Annotated in this window: 12 protein-coding genes; 9 read left to right on the top strand and 3 right to left on the bottom strand. The window is 55.8% G+C overall.

The window, feature by feature from the left end; translation table 11 throughout:
• From JXO48_00910 to JXO48_00900, 3 genes are all read left to right on the top strand, one after another.
• A partial coding sequence (locus JXO48_00910; GenBank protein MBN2282430.1) for a hypothetical protein occupies positions 1-4016 on the top strand: 4016 nt, incomplete at its 5' end.
• Positions 4017-4040: 24 nt separating this feature from the next.
• Entirely contained in the window at positions 4041-5528 is a 1488-nt protein-coding gene (locus JXO48_00905) for a tetratricopeptide repeat protein (GenBank protein ID MBN2282429.1), read from the top strand.
• A 12-nt stretch (positions 5529-5540) separates the two neighbouring features.
• Positions 5541-6560, top strand: coding sequence for a FecR domain-containing protein (locus JXO48_00900; protein ID MBN2282428.1), 1020 nt, complete (start codon positions 5541-5543; stop codon positions 6558-6560).
• 202 nt (positions 6561-6762) lie between these two features.
• Here the strand turns inward: JXO48_00900 and JXO48_00895 are convergent, their stop codons facing one another.
• The gene (locus JXO48_00895) at positions 6763-8334 is read right to left on the bottom strand and encodes an AMP-binding protein (GenBank protein MBN2282427.1); all 1572 of its coding nucleotides are present in this window, start codon (positions 8332-8334) and stop codon (positions 6763-6765) included.
• A 244-nt stretch (positions 8335-8578) separates the two neighbouring features.
• Here JXO48_00895 and JXO48_00890 point away from each other — a divergent pair, with 244 nt between their 5' ends.
• From JXO48_00890 to JXO48_00870, 5 genes are read left to right on the top strand one after another with little or no spacing between them, the layout of a single operon-like run.
• Positions 8579-9355, top strand: coding sequence for an outer membrane lipoprotein-sorting protein (locus JXO48_00890; GenBank protein MBN2282426.1), 777 nt, complete (start codon positions 8579-8581; stop codon positions 9353-9355).
• On the top strand, positions 9352-10569 hold the full coding sequence (locus JXO48_00885; GenBank protein MBN2282425.1) for an ABC transporter permease: 1218 nt from the start codon (positions 9352-9354) through the stop codon (positions 10567-10569). The genes JXO48_00890 and JXO48_00885 overlap by 4 nt, the downstream gene beginning before the upstream one ends.
• 15 nt (positions 10570-10584) lie before the next feature.
• Positions 10585-11820: an ABC transporter permease gene (locus JXO48_00880; protein MBN2282424.1), complete on the top strand. Its 1236-nt coding sequence runs from the start codon at positions 10585-10587 to the stop codon at positions 11818-11820.
• 11 nt (positions 11821-11831) lie between these two features.
• Entirely contained in the window at positions 11832-12536 is a 705-nt protein-coding gene (locus tag JXO48_00875; GenBank protein ID MBN2282423.1) for an ABC transporter ATP-binding protein, read from the top strand.
• The gene (locus JXO48_00870; protein MBN2282422.1) at positions 12533-13915 is read left to right on the top strand and encodes a hypothetical protein; all 1383 of its coding nucleotides are present in this window, start codon (positions 12533-12535) and stop codon (positions 13913-13915) included. Before JXO48_00875 ends, JXO48_00870 begins: the two co-directional genes overlap by 4 nt.
• A gap of 447 nt (positions 13916-14362) precedes the next feature.
• On the opposite strand, the gene JXO48_00865 is transcribed toward JXO48_00870, so the two are convergent.
• On the bottom strand, positions 14363-14710 hold the full coding sequence (locus tag JXO48_00865) for a hypothetical protein (protein ID MBN2282421.1): 348 nt from the start codon (positions 14708-14710) through the stop codon (positions 14363-14365).
• Positions 14711-15059: 349 nt separating this feature from the next.
• Positions 15060-21524 carry a hypothetical protein gene (locus tag JXO48_00860; protein ID MBN2282420.1) on the bottom strand — a complete coding sequence of 2155 codons (6465 nt, stop codon included), beginning with the start codon at positions 21522-21524 and terminating at the stop codon, positions 15060-15062.
• A gap of 439 nt (positions 21525-21963) precedes the next feature.
• Between JXO48_00860 and JXO48_00855 the strand changes: the two genes are divergently transcribed.
• Complete coding sequence (locus JXO48_00855; GenBank protein MBN2282419.1) at positions 21964-22923, top strand: tetratricopeptide repeat protein; 960 nt, start codon at positions 21964-21966, stop codon at positions 22921-22923.
• Position 22924 lies beyond the last annotated feature (1 nt).

Raw genomic sequence — 22924 nt, 5'->3', positions numbered from 1 at the left:
GGAACGACGTCTTTGCCGTGGGGGATTATGGCACGATCCTCCATTACGACGGAAGTGCCTGGTCACCGATGACGAGCGGAACGACAGGGGAACTCTATGGCATCTGGGGCACCGCGGGAAGCGATGTCTTCGCCGTGGGGGGACCTGGCACAATCCTCCACTACGACGGGAGCACCTGGTCACCGATGGCGAGCGGAACGACAGAGTATCTTTTGAGCGTCTGGGGCACCTCGGGGGGCAACGTCTTCGCCGTGGGGGGCGGCGGCACGATCCTCCATTACGACGGAAGCACCTGGTCACCGATGACGAGCGGAACAATAACTTCTCTTGCGAGCGTCTGGGGCACCTCGGGGAGCGACGTCTTTGCCGTGGGAATAGGTGGCACGATCCTCCACTACGATGGAAGCACCTGGTCACCGATGTCGAGTGGAACGACCCAACCCCTCCTGGGCATCTGGGGCACCGCGGGGAGCGACGTCTTCGCCGTGGGGAAGAATGGCGCGATCCTCCACTACGACGGGAGTACCTGGTCACCGATGACGAGCGGAACGACCATGCTCCTCAAGGGCATCTGGGGCACCTCGGGGAGCGACGTCTTTGCCGTGGGGGGCGGCGGCACGATCCTCCACTACGACGGAAGCACCTGGTCACCGATGACGAGCGGAACGACCGAAATCCTCAGTGGCGTCTGGGGCGCCTCGGGAAGCGACGTCTTTGCCGTGGCGTACAGCGGTATAATCCTCCACTACGACGGAAGCACCTGGTCACCGATGACGAGCGGAACGACCATGCTCCTCCTGGGCGTCTGGGGCACCGCGGGCAGCAATGTCTTTGCCGTGGGGCAGAGTGGCACGATCCTCCACTACGACGGGAGCACCTGGTCACCGATGGCGAGCGGAACGACAGAGTATCTTTTGAGCGTCTGGGGCGCCTCGGGAAACGACGTCTTTGCCGTGGGGCAGAGTGGCACGATCCTCCACTACGACGGAAACACCTGGTCACCGATGACGAGTGGAACGACAGAGCATCTTTACAGCGTCTGGGGCACCGCGGGGAGCGATGTCTTTGCCGTGACGTATAGCGGTACGATCCTCCATTACGATGGAAGCACCTGGTCACCGATGACGAGCGGAACGACCCAACCCCTCCTGGGCATCTGGGGCACCGCGGGGAGCGGCGTCTTTGCCGTGGGGGATTACGGCACGATCCTCTATTACTGCACATATCCCATTACACCCGAAAACAGCTCATGCCCCTCCGATGGAGGTACGGGGAGCGTGGATGTAACGGCCCCTGCCGGTGGCCCCTGGACTGCCGAAAGCAACGACGCCTGGATCACCATCACCGCCGGTGCAAGCGGCACCGGAAACGGTACCGTCCAATACCTCGTTGCCTCCAACACCAGTTCGATACCACGAACGGGCACCCTGACCATCGCCGGTGAGACCTTCACCGTGGATCAGGAAGGTATCCCCTGCGTGTATGCTGTCAACCCCGCCGGTAAACTCTATGATTCGTCAGGAGGCACGGGGAGTGTGGATGTCACAACCCCTGCTGACTGCCCCTGGACGGCGGTGAGCAACGACGCCTGGATCACCATCACCGCCGGCAGCAGCGGCGCGGGAGACGGCACCGTCAATTACTCTGTTGACGTCAACGGCACCGCACGCTGCCGGATGGGGACCATGACGATCGCCGGTGAGACGTTCACCGTTGACCAGAGTGGCGTGAATGGCGGGAACTGGAGTGATAATTTCAATGGCGGCAGCCAGCAGAGCTGGATCGTCCTCGATGAGGGCACAGAGAGCAGCGCCACCTTTGTCAACAACCGGTATCAGCTGTACACGGAAGGGAACGACTATACCGACTGGATCGGCGCGGGTGTCAACGTGAGTGCCGATGATTGTACGATCCAGGCGCGGGTGGAAAAACTTTCGTCGGAAGATTGCTTCGCGCCCGTCTTGAGTCTGCGGACCAGCAGATCGGGACTGTACTTTTACGCAACCGGTGTCAACGATACCTATGGGAACATCAGCATAGACATACGAAAGCTCGGCGGCGGCGTGTTTACCCTGCTGGCGGTGCAGGACGATCTTACGGCACTTGACCTGTCAGCACCCTTCTACATGAAGTTTTCTGCAGAAGGAAATACCTTGCGCAGTAAGGCATGGAACATGGGAGATCCCGAGCCCGCTGAATGGATGGTGGAAGCGACGGACAGCGATATCCCGAGTGGGGCCGGTGGTGTTGCCATGACGGCTCATGTAAATTGTTTCGTGTCCCAGGGAGCCTTTGATGACGTCGTTTTCACCGTCGGGCCTCCGCCCGAGCCCCCCGTGGCCGATGCCGGCCCGGACCAGCTGGTGGACCAGGGCGTGCCGGTCACCCTGGACGGCAGTAATTCTTCTGATCCCGATGGCGAGATCGTCTCCTGGCAGTGGACCCAGACAGGCGGCCCTCCCGTTACGCTTTCCGACCCCTTTGACATGAACCCCACCTTCATCGCACCTCCGGTGGATGTGGACGGTGCTGCACTCACCTTTGAGCTTACCGTCACCGATGACGGGGAACTCCAGGCCTCGGATGTCTGTATCGTCAACGTAAGTTATGTGAATCTGCCCCCCATAGCCGACGCCGGCCCCGATCAGACCGTGGACGCCAACGCAGAAGTGTTCCTGGACGGGAGCAGTTCACATGATCCCGACGGCGCGATCGTCTCTTATCACTGGGAACAGACGGCAGGCCCTTCCGTGCTCCTTTCCGACATTGCGTCGGCAACCCCGGTATGTACTGCTCCTCTCTATGAAGACGGTGCGAACGTCCTGACCTTTACCCTTACCGTGACGGATGACGGCGGTCTCCTCGGCCAGGATACCTGTACCATCACCATACGCTACAACCGTCCCCCTGCAACGCCGCGCCTGACAAGTCCCGAGGATGGCGCCGCCCTTGACACGAGAGACCTCATCACCCTGACCGCCGGCCCCTATGATGATCCTGAAGGTGACGCGCACGTGGAGTCCCGGTGGTCCATCCGGCGGATCGACCATCCCGCCTGCGAGTATGAGATCACCTCATCCACCGACCTGACGCAGCACACCATCACCGGTCTGTGCGCGGGCCTTGAGTATGCCTGGAAAGTGGGGTACGTGGATGCGGGCAGCGGTCTGGTGACATGGTCAAATGAACGAACCTTCTTCATCGGTCCCCCCACGGTGGACACCACGGTATCGGTCCCGTCAGGAGCCGTTTCTGAGGACTATCGCATGGTGTCTTTCACCGTGTGGCCCTATGACCCAGAGGCAGCGAGCATTTTCTGCACGGAGCCGGACACCGCGATGCTGCGTTTCGCCGCCTACGATCCGTTGCTGGAGGCATACCACGAGTACGGTGACCCCGACCTCGTCATCAGGCCCGGCAGTTCATACTGGCTCCTTGCCCGGGTCGGGTATACGCCGTCGGTCCACGGTATTACGGTCAGCCTGAACGTAGATATCGACGTCCCATTGCAGTATAACGAGGCAGCGGCGAACGGCTGGAACATGATCGGACCCCCGAACAGCGCCTCGTACCGATGGGAGGACGTCCAGGTGCTGGAGTATGACGCCGGGGGAACGGTCATCCAGGGCCCCACGCGCATCGGTGATCTCCCGGACGAAAACACCATGATCGATACGCGGCTCTGGCGGTGGGAGTCGGGAGCATATTATGCCGACACGACGGAGCTGGAGGCTCATACCGGGTACTGGGTGAAGGCGCGTACATCCAACGTGTGGCTCCGGTTCCCCGCCGATGCCCATATGGCTGAAAACTCGATCACGAAGTTCTATGTCAGGCAGATGATGAAGGAGACGGCAAAGGTGGTGAAAGCCTGGGGCCTCACCCCTGCCGTTGCCGTTGCCGAGGTAAGTGATACCCCACCCCCGCCGCCGGGCGGATTGACCGGCGGCAGCGCATACTTCTCCTCGAAAGACGGGGAAGGAGGATGCTTTATTACCACGACGGAAGCACCGTAAATGAATTCATAAAGGGGAGCGCACATGCATCATACACGGAACGTGTTTCACGTTGTCATTGTCATCCTCTCCGTTATCGCGGCAGCACTGCCCGCGGGCGCGGCGTCGGAAGCGGGCAACACCCATTTTGATCTCGGGGTGTTCGCCTATGAGAGCGGAAAGTATGATGAGGCGGTGGAATATTTTAACAAGGCGCTGGTTACCGGCGCCGACCGGCGGGCCGTTTATCACTATCTGGGGAAAACCCATATGGCACTGGAGCAGTTCGATGAGGCTTCCCGTTATCTTGACTGGGCCGCGACAATGAACTCCCCGGTGCCCGGCCTTGCCTATGACAGGGCCATGCTTTACTACCGGCTGGGAAAGCACGGTCCGGCTGCCGACCTTTTTATCCAGGCGGCGAAGCGGGACCCGTCAAACGTGTCGGCCCGCTATTATGCCGGGATCTGCCTCTACATGCAGAAACGGTACAGCGCGGCGCTTCCCTGGTTCGATGAGGCCGGCGAACAGAGCCCCACGTTGAAGGTACACTGCGCCTACTACGCCGGCATATGCCGGGCAAAAAGCGGTGATGAGGTACGGGCACAGGAGCACTTCAGGTATGTCGCCGGGATGGCGGAAGACGATCTGCTGAAGGCGTATGCCCTGTCATGGCTGGAGCTGTACAAGGCACGCGAGCGGGCATATGACCTGTACGGAAAGATCGGTATCCAGTACGACAGCAACGTGGTGCTCGAACCGGTCGATGAGGATGTGTACGCCGATGAAGACGACTGGCTCCTCCAGGGATATGTTTCCGGGACCTACGACCTTCTCCGCACCGATACCTGGAGGGGGGGTATCGGCTACACCCATTACCAAACCGAGTACAGCGATCTGAGCGACTACGATCTTATCACGAGCCTGGGCCAGTTCTATGTCAGCTGGCGCAGGTATCCCGTTACACTGGGACTCACCTACCTGCCCCAGTACTACTGGCTGGATGCCGACAGTTACCTCATGCGCCACCAGGTGCGGCCCGAAGCGCTCTGGAACGTGAACGACCGGCTCATCGCCAAGGTTACCGGGAGCTACTACCGCAACAATCATTTCGTGGATGACGGAAAGGACGGGAAGACCGCTGAGGGGACGCTCGATGCCTTTTACCGGATCAGCGAGCAGGGAAGCTACCTGCTGGGGGGCATCGCCTATGAAAGCAATAATGCCCGTGACGAGGATAACGATTACGGACAGCTACGGCTGAAGCTGGGAGTCACCCTCGTGTTGACCGGAGGCTGGAAGGCGAGTGCCGTCGGGAAGTACTTCAGGAAGGAGTTCGAAAAGGACGATACCGTCTTCGGCATCACGCGGGAGGATACCAAATGGCAGGCATCGCTCTCGGTAGAGAAGAACCTCTGCTATACATGGCTTTCGCTGGCGGGTGATTTTACCTATACCGGCAATGATTCCAATATCGATTTCTATACCTATCACAGAAGTGTCACCACGCTCTCCCTCATTGCGCGATATTAAAGGAGCAGGACTATGAAAATATCGGGAAAGATGTTCATCGTGGCTGCAGTCGGAGTATGGTTGGTGTGCTTCGCTACCATGGCGGCGGCAGGAAGCGGTCCGTCGGATACCCTGGTGCCCTCCGGGCTGGTGATACAGGACACCTTCGTTCCGGGGCTGGGCGCACCGGTCGGCAGTGTGCATATGGTGGAAGGCGAGGCGCTCCTGATCCATGCCGATTCAAAGATCGGCTACCGGGCCGCGAAGGATCTGCCGCTCTTCAAAGGAGACCTGCTCATCACCGGCGAGGGCGGGAAGTTGCAGTTTGCCCTCAATGACGGCAGCCAGATACTCCTCTCATCGGAGACACATCTCGTCATTACCCAGAGCATGTATGACCGGGCGGAAAACACGCGCTCCTCTTTTATGGACATGAGTGTGGGCAGGGTGCGGTTCCTTGTCACAAAGTTCATCGGCCCCGGAAGCTTCGATTTTAAAGTTAAGACCGAGACGGCTATTATTGGCGTAAGAGGGTCCGATTTCATCGTGGGGGCGACGCCTCAACTTACCGAGACGACAGCACTGAAAGATACATCAATTGCTGTGGCGAGCCTTGCCTATCCTGATGAAAAACCTGTGTTACTCTTTGATTACGAAAGGACGATCATCAAGATAGGAGAACGCCCCTCGGCAGCGATGAAGGTAATGCCTGAAGAGATCGAGCGGATGCTTGAAGAATTTAGGATCGCTCCCCCAAGCGCCCCAGCAGAAACCAGGGCCGCTGCCGTCGAAGAAACAGCAAAGAAACCTGCAGCACCGCCGGTGGGCGGCATACTCCTTCCTCCCGCATCGCTGGTGCCGCCGGAGTTGCCCGCCGAAGGGACCGGTGCGGTCAGTCCTTCCTTTACAGACGTCGTAAAGGATGAACTTATCAAAAGAGACGTGACGTCCATTGACAATCAGCAGGATACCATCTTAGAGGATAAAATGACCGATATGGTCGAGGAGAACATAAAACAGGAACTCCCCCCCGTGCCGGGGGTGCCGGATTAAAGGTCAGACGGATCTGACATCGGCATGTATCACAAGAAATTAAAGATGAACGATTACCAAATTTTGTGAAACACCCCAGGGATTGCGCATGCGTCCATGTGATAATCTAAACAGAATCCCGTTCATTTGACATTGTCTGTCAAATTACGTGCAAGCCGGGACAACTCATATCATGTCATATTGGAGGACCTGACCCCTTTTTTTATTTCACTCTTTGTTCAGGTGTCGTTTCCCATCCCTTGAGTTCGTGTTTTAACACTTTGCCCGACGCGTTACGGGGCAGGTGATCGACGAAATCGATATAGCGAGGCACTTTATACCCGGCAATGGATTCCCTTACCCAGGCATCGATCTCCAGGCGTGAGAGCGTCATACCCTCTTTGAATACGACAAAGGCCTTTACGGTCTCTCCCCAGGTATCGTCCCGTATGCCGATCACGGCAGCATCGGCGATGGCATCATGTCGGAGAAGGACCATTTCCACTTCCTGGGGATAGACGTTCTCACCACCGGTTTTTATCAGGTATTTGCTCCGGTCCACCATTCGTACCTGCCCGTTCTCCATTTGCATGAAGAGATCACCCGTATGGTGCCAGTCGTTTTTCAGCGTTTCAGCGGTGGCTTCCGGCAGGTTCCAGTATCCCTGCATCACCGGAGTTCCCCGGAGGCAGAGTTCACCCGCGGTCCCCGGTTCCACCTCGGTGTCCTTCTCGTCGACGATGCGATAGTCGAAAAAGGGCATGACGTACCCGTAGGACAGAGAATTTTCACGGATCATATCGGAATCAACCCAAGTAACCTTCCCACCGGATTCCGTCTGGCCATAGATCCCGTAGTACCGCGCGCCAAGGAATTCCTCTGCGTCATTGATGAATTCGAGTTTTTCCCCGCCGGCACCTCCGATAAAGACCTTCAGTGACGACACGTCTTTTCCCTTCCGCGCGTCATGATACAGAAACGCGGCGGAAATGCCGGGAACGAGGAACATGAAGGTGACCCGGTGCTTTTCGATGAGATCATACATGGTCGGCGGGTCGGGTATGGCGATGGTCACCAGGGTTCCGCCGAGGAGCAGCTGGGAGATGGCCGTACCAAATCCGGCGACATGGAAATACGGGAGGAATCCGAGGTAGACATCGTCGCAGCCCATCTGAAAACAGGTTGCCATGTTAACGGCGTATGCGGTCCAGACGCGCTGGGGAACCATGCATCCCTTGGCCTCTCCCGTGGTACCGCTGGTGTACAGCAACATGAACAGCGTTTCTCCCGTCACGTCTTCAGAAATCGGCGCACTATCGTTTCCTTCGTCAATAAGTTCGTCAAATGTCGCCCATCCTTCCCGGGGGTCGGCCGCGACGATCTTCAGTTCTATGGCAGGTATGTCACTGGTTAACTGCTCCGCCACTTCCACGAAGAAGGCACATGAAAAGATCCCCCTGGCTCCGGAATCAAGGAGAATGTGGGTCATTTCCCTGGGATTCAGCCTGATGTTGATGGGAACGGCGACAGCACCGATCCATGCCAGCGCGTAAAGAAACTCTATATAGGCCTTGCTGTTCAGCGAAAGGCAGGCCACCCTGTCACCGTAGCCGATACCATGATTGGTCAGCCACCAAGCGATGCGGGGAACACGCTCATATAAGGCACCGTAAGTGATGGTTTCACCGGACGGACCGTCGATGATCGCCAACCGGTCCCTTCTTGCCGTCCCCTGGTTTTTCAAACCTGCAGAGAGGGGAATGGAATACAGATTGAGCTGATTTCGCTTATTCACGCCGATCTCCTTTCATGGTGGGAATTGACTCGAGACTGACACAACTCAGTTTAGACTTTCTTTTCAATCATTTCATGGTCTGTCAATAGAAAACTTGTCTTCTGACAGTAACAGGCCGATAGATGCATCGTGGGGTACAGGGCGTGAGACGGAAGCAGTGTGTTTTTCCTTAGAGATAAGAATTACAATATGATAGCATACAACGAATTGAGGTCACGCCTCACCACTCTATACAGGAAGCATCATGAAACGAAGACTCACGCTTTTCATGTTGATCGTTCTGTGTGCCGGATCCCTTTCACCCATCGCATCGGCTGAACCGAAGACCGTCACGTCGGAAGACATCCTGAATCACGTGGATGACCTTTTCCGGGGAAACTCAAGTTTCGCCACCATGACCATGACGGTGGTAACGCAACACTACTCCCGGGAAATGACCATGGAAGCCTGGTCCATGGGAAAGGATCACTCCCTGGTCAGGATCCTCACACCTCTTAAGGAAAAAGGCACAGCCACCCTGAAAGCGGGCAACAACATCTGGAACTACCTTCCCAAGGTCAAACGGGTGATAAAGATCCCCTCTTCCATGATGGGAGCGTCATGGATGGGCAGTCATTTTACCAACGACGACCTGATCAAGGAAAGCCGGATGGCCGATGATTATACACACTCCATAACGTTCGACGGAACGCGGGATGGGGACGCGGTGATCGATCTCGAACTGATACCGAAACCGCAGGCCGCCGTGGTCTGGGGCAAGGTGATGGTAACAGTAAGAAAAAACGACTGGATACCGATACAGATCGATTACTACGGGGAACGGCTCGACCTGGTACGCACCATGGTCTTTTCCGATATACGTGAAATGGGGGGGCGTCTTCTGCCCGCCACGCTCCGCATCGATCCCACGGACAAACCCGACGAGCACACCGAGATCGTTTACAAAGAGATCGCCTTTGATATCGATATCGAAGAATCGTTCTTTTCACTGCGGACGCTCAGAAGCGAGGAAATGCCATGAACACCTTTCGCATTGCATGGCGCAACCTCCTTCGGAACATGCGCCGGACCGTCATAACACTGGTCGCCATGACCCTGAGCACGGCCGTTCTAATCGTCACGTACGCGCTCATGCACGGCATGATCATCGATATGGAACATTCCGTGACTGACATCACGGTCGGCCAGGTCCAGGTACATCAAAAGAACTACCGCACGGAACGATCATTCTACGACACCATCGAGGATCATCGGGCGATCCTGTCCCGCGCTCACGCCGAAGGAATCGGCGCGTCCCCCCGGGCCTTCGGGTTCGGACTGATTTCCAGCGGAACAAAATCCGCGGGGGTGCAGTTCTGGGGGATCCATCCCGAACAGGAACATATTGTGTCAAACATTCCGCGAGACCTCCTCAGGGGTGAGTTCCTGCCTGACGGGCCGGGCATGAACGTGGTGCTGGGAAAGAAGCTGGCCCGAACGCTCAATGCCGGCACCGGCACCGAACTCATAGCCGTCGTCCAGGCGTCGGACGGCTCCCTGGGAAACGAGATCCTGCACGTTACCGGTATCCTCAAGGGCGTCGGTGAAACCCTCGATAGAAGCCTGGCGCTCATGTACATCTCCGACTTCCGGGATCTGTTCGTCATGCCCGAGGGATACCATGAAATAGTATTGAACACCCGCGGTGCCATGACCCCCGAGGAGGTGGCCGCAACGATCAAGCCCGCCGCCGGCACGAATGAGGTCAAGACATGGCGCGAGCTCATGCCCAGTGTTTCCGACATGCTCAACACCTTTGACGCAACGACGGTCATCTTTCTCTCAATTTTTTTCCTTGCCGCGGGTCTCGGGGTACTGAACACCATGCTCATGGCAACCTTTGAACGCATCCCGGAGTTCGGTCTGCTCAAGGCCATCGGGACCTCTCCCTGGCGGATCATAACGGACGTCGCCGCCGAGGCGCTGGTCCTGGGCCTTATCAGTTCCCTGATGGGTGGTGTCATCGGAATTCTCCTTTCACTGTATTTTCAGTACAATCCGATAGACTTCACGGCCTTTGCCGAAGATTTCAACACGGCGGGCATCGTTATCAATGCCCAGTGGCGGGCCATCCTGACCGTTCAGGGTATCGCGAAGCCTGTCATCGTCATGTGGTTTGTCTCCCTCCTTGCGGCCCTCTATCCCGCCTTCAAGGCCGCAAGGCTGGACCCGGTGCGTGCGCTGACACACGTGTAGAGGAGTATGAGAGATATGATGATCATAAAACTCGCCTGGCGCTCACTGTGGAGAAACCGGAGAAGAACGGTCATCACCATCTGCTCCATTTCGCTGGGCACGGCTCTCACCATCTTTCTCATCAGCATGCAGGAAGGCATATACAAAAAGCTCGTTGACGACGTGGTCCGCATGAACGCGGGGTATGTAACGGTCGAGAACCGGAAATATGCCGAGGCTCCCTCGATCGACCTTGTCGTCCCGTCGGTGAACGAGGTGCGCCGTTTCTCACAGGGCATCCCCGGGGTCAAAGCGATCAAGGCCCTGATTCTCGGTCAGGCCATGGCTGCCACGGGAAGCGGGTCCGTCGGCATCGGTCTTGTCGGTGTCGAACCGGAGGTCGAAATGGAGATGTCGCCCCTGGTGAATGCGATCCGGCAGGGGCGATACCTGCGGGGCGATGATGACCGGGGTGTCATCATCGGTTCGATCCTGGCGGATCGTCTCGACCTCGAACCGGGTATGAAGCTGGTGGTTACCAGCAACGACAGTTCCGGTGAGCTCGTCAATGAACTGCTCCGGGTAAAAGGCATCTTTTCCACCGGCATGGAAGAAGCGGACGGCTACCTCGCTCAGGTCCCGATCGACGTGGCCCGGAGGATCTTTCACCTCGGCAGCGACGAAGCCACCCAGGTGGGGTTGATGCTGACCTCTCCCGATTATGAGCATGAAGCTATGGAGAAGCTCAACGAACACCTCGCCGGCTCCGGATTATATGCCTTTCCCTGGCAGGACATCATGCCGGACCTTGCCGGGTTCATCGCCGCCGACAAGGTATCCCTCTATGTTTTTCAGGGTATCATCATATTCCTGCTCAGCTTTACCATTCTAAACACCATTCTCATGAGCGTGCTTGAAAGGAACCGTGAATTTGCAACACTGCTCGCCCTGGGGACATCACCACGGCTGTTAAGGACGCAGATCGTTATCGAGTCGATCATGCTGGCATTCCTTGGAACCGGTTTCGGGCTGGCCATCGGGGGAAGCATCAGTATGTATTACGGGATCCACGGGCTCGACATGCGCTCGCTGCTGGGGGAAGACTTTACCATCAGCGGCTTTCTTGTAGACCCTGTGGTCTATAATTACGTCGGCATCGATCTTCTTGCCCTGCTGGGGGGCCTGGTCTTTGTCCTGACCGTGCTCATCGGGCTGTATCCCGCGTACAAATCCACGCGGATCAGCCTGCCCGACGTGCTCAGGTCCCGATAGGAGGAATCTCAATGGATGCGCTCATCAAACTTGAAAAGGTCGTCAAGGAATACCGGGACAATGGCGTGCCCGTTCGCGCTCTTGATGACGTCGACCTGCAGGTCACCCGGGGGGAATGCACCGTTGTCATGGGTCCCTCGGGTTCCGGGAAAAGCACCATGCTCAACCTGATCGGCGGGCTCGACCGCCCGACCTCCGGAAAGGTCCGGGTCGTGGGGAAGGATACCGCGGAACTCTCTTCATCGGAACTGAGCCGGCTCAGGCTGAACCGTATCGGCTTCGTATTCCAGGCATACAACCTGATACCGGTCCTCACGGCCTATGAGAATGCCGAGTACATACTGATGCTTCAGGGAGTGCCGGCAAAGCGGCGCAGGAAGATCGTCATGGATATCCTCAGCACGGTTGGGCTGGATGGTCTGGAAAACCGCTTCCCCCGTGAGCTTTCCGGCGGGCAGCAGCAACGCGTCGCCATCGCGCGTGCCATCGCGCCGGAACCGGAACTGATCCTCGCCGACGAGCCGACGGCCAACCTTGACTCGACCATGTCCGGTTCTCTGCTCGAATTAATGCTGAACCTCAATGAGCGCAAACAGATGACCTTTCTCTTTTCCACCCATGATCCCGAGGTCATGAAGCGTGCCCGGAGGATCATCAGGCTCAAGGACGGGCGGGTCGCGTCGGATGAAGAGAACCGGGGGGTTATTTCTTCATGATCAGGTCACGCGCACATCTGCTTGTCCTTTTCATGGCCTCTGTCCTTTCCACCATTCTTGTACCCTGCCCTGCGGGGGCCCTCTGGTCGGTGCAGGGAACACATTCCAGCATCGACCTCGGCGGCAGCATCAGGGCCATCGGTTGCGGGATAAGAAATTACGACGATCCCCTCCTGTTCGGCCGGGACAATAACTATGACGGATCATCCCAGGCACTCCTGCGGCTCACGTCGACGGGGTCACTGCCCCATCAGGCTTCCTTCGAGGTTCATGTCGTGGGAGAGGCGTACGCGACCTCGATCGACCGGGCAGATCTGGCATCATATTCTTCGACAGTGTCTTCTTCGCTGCCGAAGCGGTACCGCCTGACAGGGAACGCTTGGGACATGGCGAAGGACGACGATTTCCGTACCAGCCTTGACGCGGACAGGCTGAACATCACCTGTTCCCTGTCCCGGCTGGACATCACTCTCGGCCGGCAGGCCATTAACTTCTCACAGGCCTACTTCTGGAATCCCCTGGACGTGTTCCTGGCCTTTGATCCGGAGGCCTTCGACCGCGACTACAAACCCGGCGTGGATGCCATCCGGGCGGACGTTGCCCTCGGCAGCTTCAGCTACCTGACCATCGTCGCCGCGGCAGGCAGAGAAATGGAAGCAGGGTATGAACACGGGCAGACCGATATCGCGGCTGGCCCGCTCAACGCGTACGGATCCGCGCTCATGGCCCGGTTCGGCACGACCTTCAAAGACTGGGACATTGCCGTGCAGGCCGGAAAGGTCTACGGCGGATACCAGGCAGGGGTCGGTTTTTCCGGTGAGTTGTCTGAGATGGGAGTCCGGGGCGAGGTCGCGTTCATGGATGCCCGGGGAGACAGCACGGCCCTCCTCCCCGATCCGGACGCCTCGGGCTTCACAAAGGAGATAGACCTGGTCGAGGACCATGTCACGCTCGTTGTCGGGACGGATCACCGCTTCGAAAATTCCCTGTATGTCAACCTTGAATATCTCTATAACTCACAGGGACAGAGCGACAACCTCAATGAGGCTTACCTGCGCCGATACATGGGAGAAACGCTCAGCCTGGGCAAGCACCTCGGAGGCCTGCAGCTGTCCTATGAATTTCATCCCCTGCTCGAGGGGCAGGCGGTATGGATATATTCCTTTTCCGACAGGTCCGCTCTGCTCTCACCGACCATTACCTATTCGGTCGCCAACGAGTCGGAATTGGTGGCAGGGTGCATCCTCGGCTTCGGAAAACGACCATCCAGCCGGCGGGTCACCCTGGGAACCGCACCGGTACTGGAAATATCCGAGGTGGAAAGCGAGTTCGGAACCGATCCGAATGTCTTTTTCATGGAGTACAAGCTCTACTTCTGAACGTACCAGCGGGGTTCCGACTGCCGTCACTATAGGGAAGAGGAATCGGATGTGTCAATCTCTTTCCGCTTCATTGTCGGCCGACAACCTTATTTTCATTGATGTCCCCGGAATTTGAGCTGCCAATTCTGGAATTAGATCCCTTAGCTGATAAATTGATATATGAGAAAAAGACCAACCAATAAAAAGGAAAGTCCCAAACAAAGAATAATGACTTGTAAGAATAACTCCCCAAACCTACCAATTTCACCTTGGAGTTTAAGTGTTCGCTTCCAGAATTTTTCATGAGAATTTGTTATCTTTTGTTTAATTCCTCTACGACCCAATATAAAAACAAACCCACATAATAAAGCAATGATGCCGGGAATAAGTTTTTGAGTAAGGATTTCCATTTTGTTACCAATTTCAGGAATTCCGGGGACATCAATACTCCGGAATTCGGTTTCCTTATTTTATTTCGTCGAGTTTAGAAACTTCCCAATTTTGGTTTTTAGCTTTTACCATTTGAACTCTATGTCGATGAGACCCTATAGTGACAGTAAAACTCAAATTAGATTTATCTCCTGACCACGAAAATTTATTTACACTGAAATAATCTAATTTTATTTTCTGCTTTCCATAATTATCGACAGCATTCATTTTAAATTGTTTTTGAGAACAAATAATTTTCTCAAGCTCCTTAAAAGCAACAGATGAAGATAGCCAAAAATAGAATATTGTATTCCCTATTAATGCTAATAATAATGATATGGCCGTTATCCAAATCATCTTTTTGAAAATAATTGCCATATTCATTTTTACCCACTTAATCCAATCTCAAAGCCAGCAGCACCAACGGTGTTAAATCTCCAAGATGAAGAGAATCCTGATTGTCTGTGGAAATTCCCCGGAATTCGCGACTTACTTACTGTAATACAAATCCTATTAAAAAAAGCATCACACTAATAACAAATAAAACGCCGCCAAGTTTCGACAATTTTATATCAAAAGGCCTGAGTTTAGTATTGAGTGAACAGTAAGAGCCTCCAAACACACTGTTTCTTAAGCCTACCAAGGCAAAGCAACAGCAGCATGTTATCAATAATACTAATCCTGACCAAAAAAATATTTCATATAAATGCAATCGATTATCTCCATCAATATTTTAATGAAATGCTTTTTCAATCCCCTTACCAACACTAGTAGCAAAATTCTCGCAGGAAGTACTAAACGATGTAGGAAGTCCTAAGCTTAATCCTAGGTTAATGCTTTTGTGTGCAAAATCAGGGCTATAAGAAAATCCTAAATATTTACCTAGTCCACAGCTCACCATCAAATCACTATCATTGTAGCTCGATAAACCACAAGGATCATCAAAGGTAATATGAACACCTCCACCAAAAGCTGTTGTCGAAACTCCTGTATCAGGCTTAGTGCTCGGAAACCAACCTTTGTTAGAATCATAAATCATTGTTGAAATATCAGCCCCCATAAGTGACCCGCCAATCCTAACCCCCCACAATCCCTCCGGATCCAACGCATTGACCGGATCATTCAGACAATACCCATACAGATCTGTATCACCGCCGGCGAAGAGGATCGGGTCCTTGGTAGTCCAGCGGCCGGTGTCGGGGTCATAATCCCGGTAACCGAACCTGACCAGTTTCGTATCCCGGTCATGCAGTCCACCGGCAAAGCCGAAGGGTATCTCAAACGCCGGGTTCGAGTCGCTGATGATGTTGCCGAAGGAATCGTAGTCGATCGCTTTTATCACGGTACCCGAGGCATCGGCGACAATCTTCAATGACCCGACCTGGTCATAGATCAGGTAATAGGTGTTTCCCCCTCTGTTCATGGCAGAGGGCATAGGGCTGTCGGCATATTCGAACCTCATCCTGAGATCGTTGTTGCCGTCATAAACGGCAAGGAGTCGTGTCAGGCCGTGCCAGAGGTATTTCTCTGTGATGGTGCCGTTGACCTTCTTCGCTATTCTCCTCCCCAGGGGGTCATGGAGATAATCGATGGCCGTACCGTCTGGCAGAATAACGCCCAGCAGGTCTCCCCTCGATGAGTAGTCGTAACGGGTTTCCTCTGCTCCTTCAGTCTTTGTCATCAGGAATCCGTCAAGGGTGTACCGATATGTCGCTGTCCCCGCAGTCAGGAGGTGCTCTTCATCGGAATAGGTGAAACCCCTCTCCGCAATCCCCCGGCGGGTGTTCATCTCGTAGATACGGGTCCCGTTGGGGTCGTATCGATACTCTTCCACCAGGGTTCCGTCCCGTGTCACCATCAGGAGCCTGCCCGTGGAATCATAGGTGTATGTATTGCCGGAGGTGATCCCTCCTGCCGTTTCCGTCCTGGCGGTTATCCTGCCGTTGTCATCACGGGTCAGGCCCCATGAAGCGATGATGCCGTCATGTATGGTGACGTCTTCACCGTCCACCTCGCCATAGCCATTGAAAGCGCGGTCCAGAGCGAATGTTCCTCCGGTAACACCTTCAGGCAGGCCGTTCCCGGCATTCCTGGTGATGGTGAATGCACCCGCCCCGGTCAGGAGACCGTCGTTGTCGTAGTTATAATCCCTGGCCCCGCCTGCGAACGCGAACGTGATCGGAGCGAAATCATTGTTGTAGGTGTATGAAAGGGTTTCATTCAGGATCCCCGTCATGGTCTCGGTGGTGACGAGCCTGCCGTCATAGCCGTAAGTAATGGTGTCGGTCCCGTTGGTGATCGAATCCACCTTCGTACCGCACAGATAGGAGAGATCGATATTCCCTTCCGGGGTTTCCACCCGTATCAGCCTGGTCTTGTCGTAGATGTTCGTGATCTGTGCACCTGAAGGAAAGTGTGTCTGCGTCAGGCGCCTGTCCTTGTCATAGACGTAACGGTAACTCCCGCTTATGGGCGTCTGATAGAAATCCTTCCTGTTGACACTGTTGTGGCCGAACACATGGTCATCGTTCGACGGGGTTATCAGCACTTCCACATTCCCGTTCTGATCGTAGATGAACCCGAGGGACCCCCCGTCGGGGCGGCTGATGCCCGTGACGCGGCCCAGGGGATCATGGGAATAGGTGATGGTGTGATTCCCGGGATCGGTGACGGAGGCAAGAAATCCCCGGATATCATAAGTAAGTTCGGTCGTCCTGTTGTGGATAGTGATGGACGTCACCCTTCCCCGGGCATCGTATTCGCAGGTTCTGTCGAAGAGACCCGGAACGGTTATGCTCGTGGTCAGAAGGGTGGCCGGATCATACAGGGCGGTCACCGTCCGTCCTTCGGGAGAGGTGATCGTCTTCCGTGCGTTAAGAACATCGTTCTCGCAGATCGTGGTCCTGCCGTTGAACGTCACCGCTTCGGTGATGAGATCGGGAATGTTGTCCGAGTCCGTATCCTCGTAGGTCCTGTTCGTGAGCGTCTGCCGTTCGAGGAAGGACGGCGTACACTCCCACAGCTCCTTTATGTATTTGAGTTGGTATTCAGGATCGACACCGTATTGAAATTCAAGGGTCATGCCGCAGGGGAGTGATTTGGTAACAAAGAAGCCATCAGCGAAGCTTTCATAGAGGGTGATACCCCCTGTGGGATCACTAATGGTCGAGGTATACCTGCCCGTGGAAAATGTATGATCGAGATAGGTGGTAAGATTGCCTTCTCCCGTAACGACAGTCGTTTCGATATCGCCCTTCGGAGAAGAGAATCTCTCGTAGCTCCAGTGGCCGCCTTCCTCGTCCGTGGCATCGGTGAGCCGTCCCCGCTCGTCGAAGACATGCTCATAGCGGTTCCCTTCCGGTTCCGTTTTGGCGGTCAGGAGCCCCTCAGTGGTATATTCGAAATCGTACGAGGTCCCATCGGGATAGGTGATCCGCGTGAGATGATCGGTGCCGTCGATGGTAAGGATGGTCGTCAGGCCGTCAGGCGAGATGATGGCACCAGGCTTACCACCGCTCTGTTGAATCACCGTGATGGCACCGAAACGGTCTATTATGGAAACGAGATTATTGTCGTCATCGTACCCGAATTCAAGAAGGGTAACACCGGTTGCGGTGTCAATGGTGCGTTTATGATATCCAGAGGGGGACATTATGTAGGCACAACCGTTGATGTCGACAAATACTATGTCACTGTCGGCCGCATAGTGGTTGAATGATACAGGAATACCCATCTTGCGGATGCGGTGGTTGTGGGAATCCGCGATGAGGATTCCACCCAAAGTGTTCACAGCAACACCATAGGGAAAGAAAAGTCTGGCTTCAGTGGCAGGGCCGCCATCACCACTGTAACCGGACTCGCCTGTCCCGGCAATGGTGGTTATGATGCCTGTCGTATCCACCCTGCGAATGCAGCTCGCACTATAGCTCCAATCCGCAATGAGGATTCCACCGGAAGCGTCCACAGCAATACCATAGGGGAAGAAAAGCCTGGCTTCGGTGGCAGGGCCGCCATCACCGCTGTAGCCGGATTTTCCTGTTCCGGCAATGGTAGTTATAATTCCTGATGTATCCACCCTGCGCACGCAGTGATTGGCTTCATCGGTGATCAATAAATTGCCCGATGAATCCACTGCAACACCGCGTGGGAAATTAAGTTCAGCTTCAGTGGCGGCCCCTCCGTCACCGCTGTAGCCGAACTGACCTGTACCGGCAACGGTGGTTATGGTGCCGGATGTATCCACCTTCCGAACACGGGAATTATAAAAATCCGCGATATAGAGATTGCCAGACTGATCGACGGCAATACCATCCGGGAAGTTAAGTCGGGCTTCGGTGGCGGGACCGCCGTCACCACTGTAACCGGACTCGCCTGTTCCGGCGACGGTGGTTATGATGCCGGATGTGTCTATCTTCCGAATGCAGTTATTATCCCAATCCGCGATATAGAGACTGCCAGACATGTCCACGGCAATACCACCGAGAAAACCCAGTTTTGCTTCCGTGGCAGGACCGCCGTCGCCGCTGTAGCCCAATTCACCTGTTCCGGCAACAGTGGTGATCATGCCGGCCATATCAACCCTGCGGACACAGCTATAGCTCTCATCAGCGATATAAAGATTTCCCGATGCATCCATGGCAATTCCATGTGGCACGCCAAGCCTTGCTTCAGCAGCGGGGTTCCCATCACCACTATAACCCGCCACTCCTGTTCCCGCTTCTGTTTCGATGATGCTCGCTTTATGAATACAGATTCCTCCATCTCCCTTATGAATAATATAGGGTCTTTCCGGATCCATCCGGTGGTGAGAAGATACCGTCCAGCCCTCCGCGATCGTTCCGGTAAAACCGTCAAACCCTTGAATGATCAAGGTATCCGTTTTCCATAACGTTTCTTCCATTCTCGCAATTACACTCAACAATTCAGCGCCTGCCTGGCCGAAGGCCTGTTCAAGTTCACGGTTTGATGCAAAGTAGTATCGATCATAGACAAAACCCGTCTCCATACGCGCTTGTATCGACCTGTTCACAGGGGTTCCCCGATAATCGAGTCCGTCCCATTCAAATGTAACGCTTTGCATGGGCAGCGGCTCCACTGTCTGAGTGTATGTTCTTCCGGCGATGGTCAGTGTCACCTCGATACGCTTGAGGCTTGCCGGTATGGTTTCCCCGCTCACCGGGACCGTGATCTCCGTCATATATCCCTTGACACGGCTGCTTGCATAATGGAGCGTCATGTCCGTTCCCGGAATAGGGATGTCCTCGTGGAAGACACGACTTCGTTCCTCCACAGAAGATGAAATGACACTTGTACAGTCACGCTTATCTGTTTTCTTCTCATCCACATTCGGCACCCCCTCCGGATTCGGCGGGATCGCGTCGGGTGGCGGGCCGGAGGGCCAGTTACAATCCCAGGGGGAGAAGTGGGTTACGGGAACGCGCCAGAAAGTTGCATCCGGCAGGTACCGACCCGGGTCCTGAAGCCCCGTTACTTCATCGTTATACGAGCCGCTGTTATTGAAGTCATCGGGATCTCCGTCACCGTCCGCATCGAGGGCATCGACGACGCCATCGGCATCGGTATCAAGGAGTTTCACCACAATGCCGTTATCGGAAGGGACCCAGACACCCCGGTCGCGATCATAATACCCCACGGGGACGATCTCACCCACGTCGAACCCGATAAAGTTGTCCACCCAGGTGATGACCGGCTTCTCGAAGCGGACACGGGCGGCGCCGTCAACGCTCAGCTCGACGCAGTAGGTGTACGCCGATGTGGGCGGGAGCTTCGCCGGCATGGATCCTTCCGTTGAAAATTCGGTGGCCCGCACGGTGATGGCCGGTAATTCATGGGCGTCCTTACCGTCTTCACCCACGAGTATGGCCCTGTTGTCACCGGTGAACACCAGGGAACAGGAGCGCTTACCGAATTCATCGGCGGTCGGCATGCTTTCATGGACGGTCACGGTGGCGGGATCATTATCGAAGGTCACCGTCGTCGACAGCACGTCCTCAGCAATCATCGTCACCGTCTCGACAACGGCGATATCGTTCCAGGGAACGGTGCAGGAGCGCTGGGTTGGGATCAGTCCTTCCCCTCGGTACTCGACATTGAGGGTACCGCCGCCTTCGACGGGCAGGGAGAACCGGCCCTCTTCATTGGTCCGCGCCGTGCCGTACTCAGGATGATCGTGGATGGTGATGGCAACATCCCGGATCGGCAGCTCATCCGGTGACCGGACGAACCCCGTGATGACGGCGAACCGCCGGGCGTCGTACCGTGGCACCGTAACGTCGGCGGGTATCAGTTCTTCATAGTGTTCCTGATAGGAACCTTCCGGCGCGGGCTCCGGCATAGCGTGCACCTCAATGGTGGTCCCCACGCTGGTGGAGCCGGCATTGCCGCTGACCGTCAGGGTATAGGTGGTGGTGTGTTCCGGGGTGACGATGATGAACCCGTTGACCGGCACGGGTCCGATGCCGTTGTCCATATACGCGTTGAGCTCCCGCACCGAAGTCCACGTAAGTGTGACCGGCTCGCCCAGCATGATGACGGAATTGGACGAGGTAAGCTCCACGCCGGGCGGGTCGGCGGCAGGTGATGTCACTTCAACGGTGACGGAAGCGGATGCCCTTCCCCCGGGTCCGACAGCGGTGATGATAAATGTCGTGGTGTCCGCGGGGGAAATGTCACAGGAACCGCTCGGGGCGACCGTTCCAAGGCCCGGTTCAAGGATGCAGTGATCCGCGTTCGTTGCGGTCCACGTAAGTGTCGATGATGCTCCTTTTTCAATGGACGGCGGGTCAGCGGCGATGGAAACGGCGGGAGGCCCTATGTCCCGGGTGATGGTGATGGTCAGAAAAGACCCCCGTGCCCCGACAAGGTGCAGTGAAAGGGTGTTATCCTCCTTCAACACCACCGGGATCATCGTTTCACCCTGCGGCAGGATGAACGGAGCCACCCGTGTGCCGTTCAGTTTGATGAATGCAAGCAGCACCTGATCGCCGTTCCCGCTTCCGTTCCGGATGATGAGCGTCCCCGGTCCCGGAACGGCGGCGAAGGAATCGCGGAAAAAGACCATTGGCCTCTTGCAGGAATAGGGTTTCGGACCGAAGATCACGGTCTCGGCGCCGAAGGCCCCGCCGGCAAGCGGCAGTAATATGACGATGACACTTATAACGGAAATAATCTTTTTCATGATCTCCCCCCGAAAATCATTGATCGAGCAATGTGTTACACAATGTTGACACGAAAAGAACGGCTGTTATCGGAAACATCGTGGAGGGCGGGACGGAGAGATCAGGGAAAACCGATCCGTATCGCGCACCCTTTGGGGCTGCCGCCGTTTGTGGTGGATACCCGAGCGACAGCCGCCACCCCCCCGTGAAGCTTGAAACCGGCCCCATCCTAACCGACAATAGGCATGCGTCAATTTGAAATCTTTGTCAGGATAAGGGGAGGCAAAACCTGATATTACAGGAAAAAGGTGTTTTGTTTCGGTATATTATGAGGGGAAAAAAAGGGCTTTCGGCAACAGGTCTACAAAATCCACATTCCTTGTAATATGATCCTTTTTATGATAGGACGACCGGGCATTGAGAAGCAGGAACCGCGGGAAGGTCAAAAGGAAGTGAACTATGGGTGAAAAAACGCAGCAGGTCGATCAGTTCCGGGATCACGCCGACCAACTCCTGGAGGAAGAGCGTTACGAGGAAGCCATCGAGCTGTACCTGAAGCTGCTTGCCATGAATCCCGGTGACGAATCACTTCTCATGTCGCTGGCCTGGGCGTACAACGACAGCGGGCAGAGCGACAAAGCCTTGGAATATTTCGAGATCCTCTTTGAACGGGAGTTGAAGCGAAGCGTTTTCACCGGCTTCGCCTTTGACGAACTGGTCCGCATCTACCGGAGCGAGGGGAAATTCGACCGCCTCGTGAACATGTGCGAGCGTGTCGTCGATATGCAGCCCGGTGACGTGGCCCTGCTGACCACGCTGGGCGATGCCTGTCTGAAGGCGGACAGGCTCGAACGTGCCGCCGAGATATTCGAGCTCCTGACCGATATGGAGCCCGACGCCCCCGTTCTCTTCTGCTCCCTGGCATCCACGTATATCGCCGCCGGCGACTATGAAAAGGCGGAGGCGGCTTACGGCCGCGCCGCGGAAATAGAGCCGTCGGAGGCACCCGCCGTCTATCACCGGATGGGGTTCGCCCTCCTCGAGGCCGGGCAGGTCGAGCGGGCCGAGGCCGCCGTTCGCCGGTCCATCGACCTCTGCTTTGAGAAAGCCCTGCACCATTGCACGCTCGGCGACATACAGATCAGGCAGGGCAGGCTCGACGAAGCATGGAAATCCTACGAACGGGCCGTCACCATCGACCCCGCATCGGCGGAGGGGTTCTACAACCGGCTGGGAAACGCCCTTGCGTCGGAGGGGTATCATCATCGGGCCATCGATGCCTTTGAACAGGCACTTGAGATGGATCCGCACAATCCTTTTTACTATCGCAGCATCATTGAATCCTGCGCCGCCGAGGGGCTCGATGAAAAGGCCCGCGAGATATACGAGAAGGCCCGGTCCCTGAAGGTATTTGACTGAG

Source organism: Deltaproteobacteria bacterium, from assembly GCA_016933965.1.
Lineage (GTDB): Bacteria > Desulfobacterota > Syntrophia > Syntrophales > UBA2210 > JAFGTS01.
Note: the sequence above shows the minus strand (reverse complement) of the source record. Positions and strands in the feature narration are given on the sequence as shown.

Excerpts from the sequence above, each read along its gene's own strand:
- JXO48_00875 (MBN2282423.1), top strand. The coding sequence starts at position 11,832 with ATGGATGCGCTCATCAAACTTGAAAAGGTCGTCAAGGAATACCGGGAC.
- JXO48_00855 (MBN2282419.1), top strand. The coding sequence starts at position 21,964 with ATGGGTGAAAAAACGCAGCAGGTCGATCAGTTCCGGGATCACGCCGAC.
- JXO48_00890 (MBN2282426.1), top strand. The coding sequence starts at position 8,579 with ATGAAACGAAGACTCACGCTTTTCATGTTGATCGTTCTGTGTGCCGGA.
- JXO48_00860 (MBN2282420.1), bottom strand. The coding sequence starts at position 21,524 with ATGAAAAAGATTATTTCCGTTATAAGTGTCATCGTCATATTACTGCCG.
- JXO48_00885 (MBN2282425.1), top strand. The coding sequence starts at position 9,352 with ATGAACACCTTTCGCATTGCATGGCGCAACCTCCTTCGGAACATGCGC.
- JXO48_00880 (MBN2282424.1), top strand. The coding sequence starts at position 10,585 with ATGATGATCATAAAACTCGCCTGGCGCTCACTGTGGAGAAACCGGAGA.
- JXO48_00905 (MBN2282429.1), top strand. The coding sequence starts at position 4,041 with ATGCATCATACACGGAACGTGTTTCACGTTGTCATTGTCATCCTCTCC.
- JXO48_00865 (MBN2282421.1), bottom strand. The coding sequence starts at position 14,710 with ATGAATATGGCAATTATTTTCAAAAAGATGATTTGGATAACGGCCATA.
- JXO48_00870 (MBN2282422.1), top strand. The coding sequence starts at position 12,533 with ATGATCAGGTCACGCGCACATCTGCTTGTCCTTTTCATGGCCTCTGTC.
- JXO48_00900 (MBN2282428.1), top strand. The coding sequence starts at position 5,541 with ATGAAAATATCGGGAAAGATGTTCATCGTGGCTGCAGTCGGAGTATGG.